Here is a 13,887-nt window from a genome sequence, read left to right as displayed (position 1 = left end):
TCCAACGAGTGTAATTAAAAATATAAGTGAAGGCGCTATTACTGCTGCTACTAAGGCACCATCAATATGCTCAATATAAATAAGATATAAGGTAACAGCTAAGCCTAGAATCTGTCCAATAATATTAATAATCAACAGCATTTTAAAATTTGAAAAACCATTCATTATTCCGAAACAAAACATGTTCAAAGCATAAAATGGTAATGCTAATGCTAGTATTTGTATGACATATGCGTAGTTAAAATTATCAGAAAAGAGGAAATCATTTACAAACTCTGCATTGTAATAACATAAAAACGACATGAAAATAGTTGAAAAGAAACCTAAATAATACGTCGTTGAAATTGTTTTACAGAGCTCTAGAGTATCATCCTTACATTTAGCTACAGTTTTAACAAATCCATTATAAAAACCAAGTATAGCAAACGATTGAATACCACTTATAAAGTTTCTTAAATTACCAATAAGTGCCATTCCTTCTACTCCGATAAATAAAGCAATAGCCTTAGAAGTTAAAATTCCGGCAATTATTTTAGTAGCAATAGTAGCCGAATTAAGATGTGCAACTTTAAACAGCACATTGGTATTAATGTACTTGATTAGTTTTTTCAATTAATAGTGGTTTAGGGCATTAATAACTGTTTCAACTTCATCATTGGTCATTACTGGGCTTATAGGAATACTAACTACAGTATTATGAATTGATTCTGTTACTGGCAAATATAATGTTTTAAAAGACAATAAAGCCTTTTGTTTATGAGGTGCAATAGGATAATGAATCAAATAACCAACACCATTATTTTCCAGATATGAGGTGAAATCCGACCTATCTTTTACACTAACTACAAACACATGAAATACATGATTTTCGGAATTATCATATACTGGAAGTTGAATCTTTTTATTAGTAATATTTTTGAGATAATGCTTTGCTATCTCACGTCGCCTGGAATTATCTTTATCAAGATATTTCAGCTTTACATTTAAAAACGTAGCTTGTAATTCATCTAGCCGACTATTAATTCCCAAAGTGTCATTGACATATTTTTTTGAACTACCATAGTTACGTAAGAGTTTAACTTTATCTGCTAATTGACTATCGTTTGTTGTCACAGCTCCAGCATCACCTAGAGCTCCTAGATTTTTAGAAGGGTAAAAACTAAAGCCAGCTGCATCAGAAAGGTTTCCTGCTTTTTTTTCTTCGGAAGACAAAGTTGCACCATGAGCTTGTGCTGCATCTTCAATAATCAAAAGATTATGAGTTTTAGCAATGGCATTAATAGCAACCATGTCAGCCAATTGGCCATATAGATGAACTACAAGAATACCTTTTACTTTTGAACTTATGTGCTTTTTAATTTCTGAAGGAGAGATATTAAAAGTTGCTTCATCTGGCTCAACAAACACAGGCTTTAAACCTGCATTAATAACAGCCAAAATACTAGCGATATATGTATTTGCTGGAACAATGATTTCATCATTTGGTTGTAACTTACCAAGCTCGATATAAGCTCTAAAAATTAAGGTAAGTGCATCTAAACCGTTAGCGACACCTATACAATGATTTGTTCCACAATATTGAGAAAAGTTAGTTTCAAAAGTTTTGACTTCGTTTCCTAAAATATAATAACCAGAATCTATAAAATTCTTGAATTTGTAAGTGTATTCCTCTTCAAATCTAGCATTAATTTTATATAAATCTAAAAACGGAATCATATAAAGACATCATTTAAAAGGTTATAATTTTCAGTCTTAATTTTATAAAAGTCGTGAATTATAGTTCGTGCTCCAAAACCTTCTTTCCAATATTGAAGTCCTTGATTAACTTTCATTCCGTTTTGTTCATTAGAAACTCCCAAATCAAAATAATCTTTTTCATGAAATACAGTTTTCAGTAAATGTGTATGTAAAAAATCTAGGCTTCCTAAAATATTTTTATCCTCGTTACCTGAAATATACTGTGAATGTGCAACTAAAGGTGTTTCAAATATTGTAGTACCAGCAACTATTCGATCCCCATGATATACATTGAATTGACGAATATGTTTTGGAAAACATGTCTTTAAATATGTGATTTCCTCTAAAGAATGTACGGGTGTAGTATTATGTTTAGCTTTTAAATTTTTAGTTAGAATGCAATCCCAAAACTCTTTAAATTCTTGAACCTCTTTGACGACTAATTCATTTTTTAGACCTCGTTTAAACCCATTATCTCGGTTTTTAGAAATCTTAATTTTATAATTAGAATCAACAACAGACATGGTATCCTTTCTGTAACACTCAGCTTTAGTTAGAAAAAGCAAATAATCTATTTCATCACTTGGGAGCTTATGATATATTTTAGGCAATAATTTTAAATTCAAGCAATCAAACCCCTTATCATTTAAGTAGTGTAATGTACTTTTAAAAGCTTCTAAAACATCAATGAATTTAGAATTTTCAATCAATAATAAACCTCCATAACTCAAGCCTTGATGAGAATGTATTTGATGAGTGTTTTTATTTGCAGGTAATAATGCAAAAAGCGTATCATCTTTATAAATCATTAAAGAGTAGTCATTAAATCGATCTTGATGATATTCCATGAAATCACGTTGAAATAAAAAAGTAGCATTCTTTGAGTTGACTACAAATTCATCCCATTGAAGTTTAAATTCTGAATGATATCGTTTTATTGAAAAATTGTCCAATAGTTTGGCTTCTATTTAATAAATTATAGCTTTTCTTATAAAATACAAATTACAACATTTTTGAATGTTAAAGCTTATTTTAGATTCAATTATTTATATTTGATTTTATCAGATAAAAGCTATGAAATTTAAATTTTTCGAAAGAAAAATTTTTCTTTTAGCACTACTATTTATCTTCTTGAATCCTCTTTATGTAGCTATTATCATTTACCCTAAAGGAATTAGTACTCCTAAAATTAATTATTGTGTATAACTTAGATTTAATTTTTAATAAATTTGATACTAAGCAATTAACTAATAGAAAACGAATTAATAATACTACTCTTGACAGGAAACTGAAGGACTATTAATAGGGTGAATACGCCACATAAGAATTGCAACAGATAAAATACTTGGAAGCCATAAAAATAATGCTGATGCAGTTCTAGCGATACCATGTACGGCTGGTAACATAACAAAGAAGAAGAATATGCATAAATAAACTATCTCTTTAGTGACTATTCTAATTTTCAGAATTGTGAACTTAATTTTTGTGGTGAAATACACTTGTCCTAAAAAGCCTATTATGGACATAACTAAAGCAAAACTATATAGGATTGTATTTGGTTGGTATTGATGATGTATAAATCCATTACCTATAGTCATAATCCCAGATGACATAAGTATAAATATTGCTAAATTAAGCTCATTTTCTAAAAATTTGAGTACTTCAATTCTGAAACACAAAATAACAGATAGAAGTATAAAAGCTATTCCAAATAAATCATAATTTTCTTCTGTTGAAAAGTTTAAAATCTTAAAAGTTATTTCTGGTAATATTGAATTTACAAATTGATTTTCATGCACTAAATCACTTAGAAAGCCTAACGAAATTAATAAAATTCCAAAAAGAAAGCTACTAAGTCCTAGCCATGAGCGTAATTTAAATAGAAAATAACTAGTGAATGAAATACCTAGTACTCCAAATATTGGTTGCGCTTTTTCAGGTATTATATTACTTTCTGACAAATACATAACAAAGCTTAACGCCAAAAATGATATACTTAACTTAATCTTAGAAGAGTCTAGTGAGACTTTATATATAAATATTGAAATAAGGATAATAACATAAAGATAGAATTTGGAAAGTTGCTCTCCAATATGATATTCTGATTTCAGCATTTCATGATTAGGACTATAAGTCAATGACGTATAATTAGACATCAAAGAATGTAATGGAAATTGCATTAAATAAAGAACAAAGTTTATGACTAAATATACTAATACAATTTTAATAACATTTCGAGCATCATGATGTATTTTAAAACGTTCAACAATCATATCTTAATGAATTTATAACCTATTTTCAATTGTGAATTTTATATGTAAAACTAATTTATCCATCATTAAATATCATTAAAGACCGATCTTGAAATCAATCACTATGATACTAAAAAGTTATCGTTGGAATAAAAACGTTCTGTTAGAATCAGCAACAAAGAAATCCTATTCAGTCTTTAATTCTTTTTGATATGTTCTTATTAAGAAAACAATATTGTGATTTAATATTGTCTGAAAGCACTAATTTAAAAAAAAATTAAAATACTTTACAAACAAAAAAGAGGAACTAAAATTTAAGTTCCTCTTCAAATAATTATTACTTTGTATTAAATACTTTTATTACGTTTACGTTCAACTTCTTTCAAATATACCTTACGTAATCTTAAATGATTAGGAGTTACCTCAACATATTCATCTTTTTGAATGTATTCTAAAGCTTCTTCCAATGAGAATTTAATTGCAGGTACAATCTTCGCTTTATCATCTGCTCCAGAACTTCTAACATTACTCAACTTTTTAGTTTTTGTTACGTTTACAGTCATATCATCTCCACGAGAGTTCTCACCGATCACTTGTCCTTCATAAATATCTTCACCTGGATCGATAAAGAATTTACCTCTATCTTGTAATTTATCAATTGAATAAGGAATGGCTTGACCGTTTTCCATAGACACTAAAGATCCATTTTGACGTTCAGGAATGCCTCCTTTTAAAGGTTGATACTCTTTAAAGCGATGCGCCATAATAGCTTCACCAGCAGTAGCAGTTAATAATTGGTTACGCAAACCAATAATACCTCGAGAAGGCACAATAAACTCACACACCATACGATCACCTTTGGCTTCCATACTTAGCATTTCACCTTTACGCATCGTTACCATTTCAATAGCCTTACCTGAAACAGTTTCAGGTAAATCAATCGTCATTTCCTCAACAGGTTCACATTTAACTCCATCAATTTCCTTGATGATTACTTGTGGCTGACCAATTTGTAATTCATATCCTTCACGACGCATGGTTTCGATTAAAACTGATAAGTGTAATACACCACGACCAAAAACCATAAATTTATCTGCACTATCTGTGTCATTTACTCTTAGTGCTAAGTTCTTTTCTAACTCTTTAGTTAAACGTTCCTTAATATGACGAGACGTTACAAATTTTCCATCTTTTCCGAAGAAAGGTGAATCATTAATTGTAAATAACATACTCATTGTAGGCTCGTCAATAGCAATCGTTTTTAATCCTTCAGGATTTTCTAAATCGGCCACTGTATCACCAATTTCAAAACCTTCTAAACCTACTAAAGCACAAATATCTCCAGCTTGAACGCTATCTACTTTTTTACGACCTAAACCTTCAAACACATGAAGTTCTTTTATTCTTGACTTCATGATACTTCCATCACGCTTTACAAGTGATACTTGTTGTCCAGCTTTCAAATCACCACGTGTTAAACGTCCAATGGCTATACGACCTATAAATGATGAGAAATCTAAAGATGTAATTAACATTTGAGTCGTTCCTTCTTCTATTTTAGGTTCAGGAATGTGATCGATTACCATATCTAAAAGTGGTTCAATGTTTTCAGTTTCATTTTGCCAATCATCACTCATCCAGTTATTTTTAGCCGAACCGTAAACCGTTGGGAAATCTAGCTGCCACTCTTCTGCACCTAACTCAAACATTAAATCAAAAACTTTTTCATGAACTTCGTCAGGTGTACAGTTTTCTTTATCAACTTTATTAACTACCACACAAGGCTTCAATCCTAAATCGATTGCCTTCTGCAATACAAAACGCGTTTGAGGCATAGGACCTTCAAAAGCATCAACTAAAAGCAATACACCATCAGCCATATTTAATACACGTTCTACTTCTCCACCAAAATCGGCGTGACCTGGAGTATCAATGATATTGATTTTTGTGTCTTTGTAAATTACAGATACGTTTTTTGAAGTAATTGTAATTCCTCTTTCACGTTCTAAATCATTGTTGTCAAGAATTAAATCTCCTGTGTTTTCATTTTCACGAAACAACTGACAATGGTACATGATTTTATCAACCAAAGTAGTTTTACCATGATCGACGTGTGCAATAATTGCAATGTTTTTAATATTAGCCATAATAGTGCCTTATTTTAAGCGTGCAAATGTACGCTAAATTTGGCTTTAAAAGTCTATTCAAGCAGAAAAGTTTAATCACTGTGAATTAGTTAATTAAATGTTATAATGTATTGAGTGCATAATTTCTATGATTATCTTACGTTCTGTAAATGATTAATAGTAAATAGCCACTTCAACCAGCCATTTTTCGGGCAATTTACATCTGACAAAAAAAACACTTTAGCAGATGAAACAGATTAGTAAATATTCGAGATTTGTACCCTATCTTTATTTTATTGCAGTTATAGCCTATTGGTTTACAGTCGTCAACAAAAATTCTGGAGCAACAGCTTATCCAATTCTTTTATTTGGAATTCCATTTATATGGCAACTTATAAAGCCTAGCAAACAACTAAATTTCACATTAGGAATTACATTTATTTGTATCTCGTCTTATCTTATTTTAGCATACTTATCGGATGTTCTTAATATCATAGACCTATCATCGAGTATCAAACAATTTATTATTTATGGAGGTTTATTTGTCGCTGCAAATTTTGTTATGGCACTTTGGATGATTCGCAATAGCATGAAACGTGTATTTTAAATTTAGTTTGAAATATTCTAGAATTTAATTCAATATATAAAGCGTTATATTTTCGTAACTTTGCGCTTTAATTTGAAACTTGAATTCAATGACTTTAAACGACGTTCCGAAACTAAAACATACTGATTCTAACAACTTCTTTTTACTTTGTGGTCCTTGTGCTATAGAAAGTGAAGACATGGCATTACGTATCGCTGAAAAAGTAATACGTATTACCAATGATTTAAAAATCCCTTATGTCTTTAAAGGAAGTTTTAAAAAAGCCAATCGAAGTCGTATCGATAGTTTTACTGGAATTGGAGATGAAAAAGCATTGAAAATTTTGAAAAAAGTATCTGAAACATTCGACATTCCAACTGTTACTGATATTCATGAAGTTTCTGATGCGTTATTAGCTGCTGAATATGTCGATGTTTTACAAATTCCAGCATTTTTAGTTCGTCAAACAGACCTTGTTGTTGCTGCTGCTAAAACAGGCAAAGTAGTCAACTTAAAAAAAGGACAATTTATGAGTCCTGAAGCCATGAAACATGCCGTCCAAAAAGTGAAAGATTCTGGAAGCGATAAAGCATGGATTACAGATCGTGGAACTATGTTTGGATACCAAGATATGATTGTAGATTTTAGAGGGATTCCGACTATGAGAGCTTTCGCTCCAACAGTTTTAGATGTGACACATTCTTTACAACAACCAAATCAAAGTATTGGTGTTACTGGAGGACGTCCTGACATGATTGAAACTATTGCGAGGGCTGGTATCGTAAATAATGTAGATGGTTTATTTATTGAAACACATTTTGATCCTGCAAACGCAAAAAGTGATGGTGCAAACATGCTGCATTTAGATAATTTAGAAGGATTATTAAAAAATTTGGTTGCAATTAGAAAAACAATCAACAGTTTATAACTCATGATTGAAGACTTAGATTTTAGAGAAGCTACACAGGAAGATTTACCTGAAATCACTTCCATTTATAGAGATACGATAAGAGCCGTAAATTCAAGAGATTATTCGGAAACTCAAATTGAAGCATGGTCTCTAGGCGCAGATGACCTCAAAAAATGGCAAAATCGTATTAAAAAATTCTATTTTTTAGTTGCTGAACTTAACCATCAAATTGTTGGATTTTCTTACTTGAAAAATGGGTTTTATTTAGAAAACATATTTGTTCATAAAGATTTTCAACGTCAGACCATTGGTTCAAAATTACTAAGAATCATGGAATCTCAAGTATCTATGAATGGCCACGATACCATTAAATCTGATATTAGTATTTCAGCTCTAGATTTCTTTGATTCACATTTTTATGATGTTGAAAAAAAGCAGAAAAAGTCATTTAAAGGAAAGTCATTTGATACTTTCATTGTTACAAAAGATCTCTAATTAGCTTTTTGATTTTCTTATAAGCTTAAACGGATTAGTGTTGATCTCTAGTTGTCGATGTAATACATAAACAATAGCATCATCTTTAATATCTGCTACGGTTTTAAATCTTAACGACGTTACTGTTTTTCTATTAGTACTAACAAAAAGTTCTGTATATTTTGGTAATTGATCTCTGTGCCAAAATGCAAAATCAACGTAATCTTTAGACTGATTTAAAAAACACAAAGGAATTCCGTTATAGTAATAAAATGGTATTCGCCATTTGTATAATAACTCAGCCTCAGGAACAATTGCTTCTATAATTGTTTGAAGCTGAAGCAAAATCGACTTAAAAGGTTCGTCTTGTTTTAGAATATAGGCTTCAGCTGGATTCACAGATAATATACATTTGATTTTTTCAAATTTAACAATTATTTATATTGCTACATTCAATTATATTTATTTACTTTGTATTTCAAAGCACTTTTATATGGAATCAAAAAACTATTTAGAAGATATCAACGAAATCAAAAGCATGATGACAAAATCATCACGTTTTATTTCTCTTAGCGGATTATCTGGTATTCTTGCAGGAATCTATGCCCTTGTTGGTGCCACAATAGCTTATTATCTCGTATCAAACTCAGTAAGAGGTTACCTCATTTTAGATGGTAGTATTTTTAGAATTTGTGTTGCCATTCTCCTTGGTGTTGCTTTTCTAAGTGTCCTTACAGGAATTTATCTAACCACTAAAAAGGCAAAAAAAAATGGAGAAAAGATTTGGGATAGCTCCTCAAAACGATTGCTGTTTAATTTTCTTGTTCCCTTAGTTGTTGGTGGGCTATATATACTCATAATTCTCGATCAGGAACGCTATGGACAAACAGCAGCATTAATGCTTATTTTTTATGGTTTAGCTTTAATAAATGCCTCAAAATATAGTCTTGGAGATATCAGGTACTTAGGCTATACAGAAATCATTTTAGGTTTAATATGTGCTTATATTCCAAGTTATGGGTTTTGGTTTTGGGTTATTGGTTTTGGTATCATGCACATCATTTATGGAGCTTGGATGCATTTTAAATATGATCGAAAATAATTTGAAGAAACTTTATACTTTTAACGCATTAACTTTATAATTAAGATTTGAGCATTATTAACAACATAAACAAAGTCTTTGATCATCGCATTCGATTAGGAATCATGTCTGTGCTTATGGTAAATGAATATGCCGATTTTAATACATTAAAAGAATTGTTAGGCGCTACAGATGGAAATCTAGCTAGCCACACAAAAGCTCTTGAAAAAGCAGAATATATTATTGTTGAAAAACAATTTATTGGACGAAAACCAAACACACGTTATTCAACTACAAAATTGGGTAAAGCAGAATTTAAAAAACATATTGAAGCATTAGAAAAATTAATAAATAAACAATAAATCATTTTTTTTACACGTTTACTTTGAAACACAAAGTACTTTTAAATCACTAATCATGGATGAATCAAACACACCTCAGCAAAGCAAACAACAGACAAACAAATTTTCAAACTGGTTAAAAACCTCAATCACAGCAAGAATGCTAATCGTTGGGTTTTTAGTTGTCATTCTACTAATTCCTCTTTCTTACATTAATATTTTAATTAAAGAGCGCTCTTTTAGACAGGCAGATGTCGTCACAGAAATAAACAATAAATGGGGAAATAATGTATTAGTGTATGGACCCATGTTAAAGTTACCTTATAAAACCTACTCTGAAACCAAAACTTACAATGAGAAAACAAAAACCTACCTAAAGGAAACAAAAACACATATGAACTATGCTTATATATTTCCTGAGCGTTTAAATTCTGATGTAAATGTCGACTCTAAAACACTAAAACGAGGCAATTTTGAATCTGCTGTTTTTACAACTACTATGGATTTCTCCGGACACTTCATACCTACTGATTTAATAGAGAAAGGAATAAAACCAGAGGACATAGTATGGAACAAAGCCTCGGTTTTAATTCAAACCACAAATCTTAAAGGGATAAAAAGTGAGATGGTTTTAAAGCTCAACTCTGAAGCTTACAACTTCCAAACTAACTTCAATTCTGATAAAAACAGTAGCTATCTCGATGTTTTAGAATCTAGTTTTATAAAAGGTAATGACCTATCAGACTTAAAAGATGATAATTTTAGTATTCAAATTGCATTTAATGGATCACGACAAATTGATCTAATTCCTATTGGCAAAACAACAACTATGTCCATGACTTCAAATTGGGCAGATCCTAGTTTTGTTGGAAATTATCTTCCAAATGATGAAACTAAAGAAATTTCTAAAGATGGTTTTAAAGCCGATTGGAAAGTACTGCACATCAACAGAGCTTTTTCCCAACAACATCTTAATACTGTTCCGAATTTAAGTGCCTTTGCCTTTGGAACAAAATTCATGGTCATGGTCGATGAATATCAAAAAAGTGAGCGCTCAGCAAAATATGGCTTTTTAGTTATTGCGCTTACGTTCTTAATCTTCTTTTTAATACAAACGATGAGTAAAATTGATATTCATCCGTTTCAGTATTTAATGATTGGATTGGCATTGACAATGTTCTATACTCTACTGGTTTCAATTTCGGAACATAGTGACTTTTTGAAAGCCTATTTAGTGGCAGGTATTTCGGTAGTACTTCTTATCACTTTATACTCTAAATCTATTCTAAAAACCTTAAAATTTCCAGTATTTATAGGATTATCCTTAACTGCATTGTACACATTTATATATGTTATCATTCAGTTAGAAAACTATGCTCTTTTAGTAGGAAGTATTGGTCTATTTGTGATTTTAGCCATTGTGATGTTTGTGTCAAGAAAGATAGATTGGCATAATGGTTAATTAGTGGTGGTGTGACCTCGTTCCGCTTTCATTTTATGAAATGAACGAGGTTACATTTAAAATACCTTACAATGAAAAACAACTTAAATTATACAGGACAAATCGTAGCGCTTTTGAGCTTTGTTATTGGAACATGCTTAATAGCATTCTATTTATATCTTGGTGAAAACTATATCTCTTTAGGTTTTGCGATTTCAATGGTAGTCATCACCATTATTGTAAATAGTATTTTATTTATCACAATTACTATAGCAGCAATATTCAAAAGAATTAATCAGAATGAAGCTTTAAAAACATGTGGATTGATGCTACTAAATATCCCAATAAGCATTCTCTACTTTTACATGGTAATCATGTTTCCTAATCAAAACTTTTTATGAAGAGATATAAACTGAATAAAGTCTATTTATTTATCACTCTAGGGATTCTTCTTATAGAAATATGTATTGCTGCTTTTTTGACTGAAGGCTTTATAAGACATACATTTGGAGATTTTTTAGTAGTCATCTTAGTCTACAGTGCTATTAGAACCTTTGTTGAAACTAATCCTATTTATATTGCCATTATTGTTTTGGGATTTGCATTTGCAATTGAGTTTCTACAACTATTTAATCTCTTAGATCATTTAAAACTTAGAGATAACAAAATAGCGACGATCATACTCGGAAGTACTTTTCATATCTCAGACCTTATAGCTTACACATTAGGTACAGTAATCATTTTATCAATTGACTTAAAAACCACGTTATGGACACCTTAAAAACACACATACTTAATCGATTTAAAATACTAACAGTCTTAACTATGTCTGTAGCATTAAGCATCATTTTATTAATGATAAGAGTTAAATTACATCAATCTTTTTATTTACTTTTTCTTGTATGGAATTTATTCCTAGCAATTATTCCTTTTGCAATAACAACCATAATGACAGGTGAATTAAAACCAAACAAACTTAAATTTGTTTTTGCTTTCTGTATATGGTTACTTTTTTTACCTAATGCACCTTATATCATTACAGATTTGTTGCATTTAAGAAGCTCACAACTACATTTAATGTGGTTAGATGTTCTTGTAATTGTATCATTTGCTTTAAATGGTTTGGTACTTTTTATGTTTTCACTTTCGGATATGGAAAAACTATTGAGGTATTATTTGAAACCTAAATGGATTTCACCTCTAATGCTGGTCATTTTTGGGTTGACTGCCTTCGGAATATATCTCGGACGCTTTTTACGTTACAATTCGTGGGAAATATTAAACCATCCTGAAGCGTTATTCTCAGACATCTTAATAATTATCACTAAACCAAATACTGAAGCATGGATATTTACAATGACTTTTGCATCATTTTTAGCGATTACTTATTGGATGCTGAAGTCTATTATTAATTCAAAAAATTAAACTATCATGAAATATTACTTCCTTTTATTTATTTTCATCATTTCTTTTACTGCATGTTCTAATAGCGATAATAGAAAAGTTGTTGACAATTCTGAAAACACATCTAAAAAGCAAAAAGAGGATACTTCTTACGAGATTGCTGATTTACCAATTCACATAGATAGCACAGCGTACTTAATTCATCCTATCGGCAACTACGTTATTAGAAGAGGTAGAACAAAGTACTTTGATTCTGAAGATTATGAAGTAAACAGCTCTTCCTCTGTTAGTATGAATCACTCAAAAAACAAAATTACAGGTGATTTGTCTAATGTGAAATTTCAGCATCTGGATTCTAATAAATTAAAATCATTAACTGATAAAACATTGAGGATTAATTCCATGCTGTTTTTAAGAGATGTCTACAAAAAGAATAACAAAGGTTATTTTGTTTATAATGTCATAGATGCAGACACCAATTCTGATGGTAAACTTAATTATAACGATTTGAGATCATTATACATTAGTAATTTAAATGGTACAAAATTCAGAAAACTGTCACCTAATAGACAAGAATTGAATGCCTGGAAAATTATCATAGAAGCTAATAAGTTATATTTTAAAAGTATAGAAGATTCAGATAAAAACGGAGAATTTAATAAAAAAGATAAGCTACATTACTTTTATCTAGATTTAGATAATGAAAACTCTAAAGTCATAGAATATTATCCAATTTAAAAAAACTGCATAAAAAAAAGGAAAGCCATGGCTTTCCTTTTTTTTATGCAATGTTACGTCTTAGTTATCCGAAGCATCACTAGGATCTGTTCCTGCTGTCATTTCATCTCCATTGTTAACGCCATCACCATCACAATCTAAAGCATTCCATGCTGCTGTCTCAACACCTCCAAAATTACAATTTAAGTTAAACTCACATTCATCTAAAGGATCTGGATCACACTCATTCACAGAAATATCACCATCACAATTTGCACCAAACCAAGTATCCCAAACTAGATTATAATCAAAACTATCTACGTTATAATCACACCAATTATTTGGATCTGTTCCATCGATTAACTCTTGCGAGTCTTGGACAGAATCACCATCTGTATCTTGAGGAAAACTACTTGGGTCATTAGGATCGGTTCCTATAAAAGCCTCATAGCAATCATCAAACCCATCATCATCACTATCTGAATCATTTGGATCTGTGATATTCCCGTTTGGATTGCAACTAGACCATGCGTTATCCTCATTAATACCAGTAATTTCTTCGCAATCGGTTAAACCATCTTGATCAGAATCTAAATTTTGTTGAAAAATATAAATTTCAGCAATCGCAAATTGATTTGATATTGAATTATTTGCTCTCACATAAAAAACAGTTGTAGTTCCATCACTTGTATACAACAATGGTAAGGGATTTACATTCGCTTCTGCATCTGCTTGTGTTAGGTGAAAAGAGTATGTGTTATTTATTAACCCAGAATAGAACTCGTCTATTATAAAATCAAAATCAATTACTACATTTG

17 protein-coding genes are annotated in these 13,887 nt (G+C 30.6%); 10 read left to right on the top strand and 7 right to left on the bottom strand.

All coding sequences use genetic code 11. The features are described 5' to 3' along the window. From AB8B90_RS07640 to typA, 5 genes are all read right to left on the bottom strand, one after another. Nucleotides 1-612: oligosaccharide flippase family protein (locus AB8B90_RS07640; protein ID WP_405335333.1), on the bottom strand; the 612-nt coding region annotated here is incomplete at its 3' end. Further along, nucleotides 613-1,716 carry a DegT/DnrJ/EryC1/StrS family aminotransferase gene (locus AB8B90_RS07635; protein WP_405335331.1) on the bottom strand — a complete coding sequence of 368 codons (1,104 nt, stop codon included), beginning with the start codon at nucleotides 1,714-1,716 and terminating at the stop codon, nucleotides 613-615. Continuing rightward, on the bottom strand, nucleotides 1,713-2,690 hold the full coding sequence (locus AB8B90_RS07630) for a GNAT family N-acetyltransferase (protein WP_405335329.1): 978 nt from the start codon (nucleotides 2,688-2,690) through the stop codon (nucleotides 1,713-1,715). Before AB8B90_RS07630 ends, AB8B90_RS07635 begins: the two co-directional genes overlap by 4 nt. A gap of 318 nt (nucleotides 2,691-3,008) precedes the next feature. Further along, a complete protein-coding gene (locus tag AB8B90_RS07625) occupies nucleotides 3,009-4,010 on the bottom strand; it encodes a hypothetical protein (RefSeq protein ID WP_405335328.1) in 1,002 nt (333 codons plus the stop codon). Nucleotides 4,011-4,336: 326 nt separating this feature from the next. Continuing rightward, on the bottom strand, nucleotides 4,337-6,136 hold the full coding sequence (gene typA / locus AB8B90_RS07620) for a translational GTPase TypA (RefSeq protein ID WP_405335326.1): 1,800 nt from the start codon (nucleotides 6,134-6,136) through the stop codon (nucleotides 4,337-4,339). Nucleotides 6,137-6,362: 226 nt separating this feature from the next. Here typA and AB8B90_RS07615 point away from each other — a divergent pair, with 226 nt between their 5' ends. The 3 genes from AB8B90_RS07615 (at nucleotide 6,363) to AB8B90_RS07605 (ending at nucleotide 8,106) form a co-directional block, all read left to right on the top strand. Continuing rightward, a complete protein-coding gene (locus AB8B90_RS07615; protein WP_405335324.1) occupies nucleotides 6,363-6,722 on the top strand; it encodes a hypothetical protein in 360 nt (119 codons plus the stop codon). An 88-nt stretch (nucleotides 6,723-6,810) separates the two neighbouring features. Beyond that, nucleotides 6,811-7,629 (top strand): 3-deoxy-8-phosphooctulonate synthase, encoded by an 819-nt coding sequence (kdsA, locus tag AB8B90_RS07610; protein WP_405335322.1) that lies wholly within the window; start codon nucleotides 6,811-6,813, stop codon nucleotides 7,627-7,629. Nucleotides 7,630-7,632: 3 nt separating this feature from the next. Beyond that, nucleotides 7,633-8,106 carry a GNAT family N-acetyltransferase gene (locus tag AB8B90_RS07605; protein ID WP_405335321.1) on the top strand — a complete coding sequence of 158 codons (474 nt, stop codon included), beginning with the start codon at nucleotides 7,633-7,635 and terminating at the stop codon, nucleotides 8,104-8,106. On the opposite strand, the gene AB8B90_RS07600 is transcribed toward AB8B90_RS07605, so the two are convergent. Further along, the gene (locus AB8B90_RS07600; RefSeq protein ID WP_405335320.1) at nucleotides 8,107-8,484 is read right to left on the bottom strand and encodes a DUF1801 domain-containing protein; all 378 of its coding nucleotides are present in this window, start codon (nucleotides 8,482-8,484) and stop codon (nucleotides 8,107-8,109) included. It lies immediately after the preceding gene. A 94-nt stretch (nucleotides 8,485-8,578) separates the two neighbouring features. On the opposite strand from AB8B90_RS07600, the gene AB8B90_RS07595 reads away from it, so the two are divergent. The 7 genes from AB8B90_RS07595 (at nucleotide 8,579) to AB8B90_RS07565 (ending at nucleotide 13,090) form a co-directional block, all read left to right on the top strand. Then, nucleotides 8,579-9,187 (top strand): hypothetical protein, encoded by a 609-nt coding sequence (locus tag AB8B90_RS07595; RefSeq protein ID WP_405335319.1) that lies wholly within the window; start codon nucleotides 8,579-8,581, stop codon nucleotides 9,185-9,187. A 47-nt stretch (nucleotides 9,188-9,234) separates the two neighbouring features. Further along, nucleotides 9,235-9,528, top strand: coding sequence for a winged helix-turn-helix domain-containing protein (locus AB8B90_RS07590; protein WP_405335318.1), 294 nt, complete (start codon nucleotides 9,235-9,237; stop codon nucleotides 9,526-9,528). 55 nt (nucleotides 9,529-9,583) lie between these two features. Next, nucleotides 9,584-10,969, top strand: a complete 1,386-nt coding sequence (creD, locus tag AB8B90_RS07585) for a cell envelope integrity protein CreD (protein ID WP_405335316.1) — start codon at nucleotides 9,584-9,586, stop codon at nucleotides 10,967-10,969. 71 nt (nucleotides 10,970-11,040) lie between these two features. Further along, nucleotides 11,041-11,349, top strand: coding sequence for a hypothetical protein (locus AB8B90_RS07580; protein ID WP_405335314.1), 309 nt, complete (start codon nucleotides 11,041-11,043; stop codon nucleotides 11,347-11,349). Further along, nucleotides 11,346-11,729: a DUF2809 domain-containing protein gene (locus AB8B90_RS07575; RefSeq protein WP_405335312.1), complete on the top strand. Its 384-nt coding sequence runs from the start codon at nucleotides 11,346-11,348 to the stop codon at nucleotides 11,727-11,729. Before AB8B90_RS07580 ends, AB8B90_RS07575 begins: the two co-directional genes overlap by 4 nt. Further along, entirely contained in the window at nucleotides 11,717-12,373 is a 657-nt protein-coding gene (locus AB8B90_RS07570) for a DUF1361 domain-containing protein (RefSeq protein WP_405335310.1), read from the top strand. The genes AB8B90_RS07575 and AB8B90_RS07570 overlap by 13 nt, the downstream gene beginning before the upstream one ends. Before the next feature lie 6 nt (nucleotides 12,374-12,379). After that, nucleotides 12,380-13,090 carry a hypothetical protein gene (locus AB8B90_RS07565; RefSeq protein WP_405335308.1) on the top strand — a complete coding sequence of 237 codons (711 nt, stop codon included), beginning with the start codon at nucleotides 12,380-12,382 and terminating at the stop codon, nucleotides 13,088-13,090. 60 nt (nucleotides 13,091-13,150) lie between these two features. On the opposite strand, the gene AB8B90_RS07560 is transcribed toward AB8B90_RS07565, so the two are convergent. Continuing rightward, on the bottom strand, nucleotides 13,151-13,887 hold a 737-nt coding region (locus AB8B90_RS07560; protein WP_405335307.1), incomplete at its 5' end, for a thrombospondin type 3 repeat-containing protein.

The sequence above is a fragment of the Psychroserpens sp. genome, assembly GCF_045105015.1.
Lineage (GTDB): Bacteria > Bacteroidota > Bacteroidia > Flavobacteriales > Flavobacteriaceae > Psychroserpens.
Note: the sequence above shows the minus strand (reverse complement) of the source record. Positions and strands in the feature narration are given on the sequence as shown.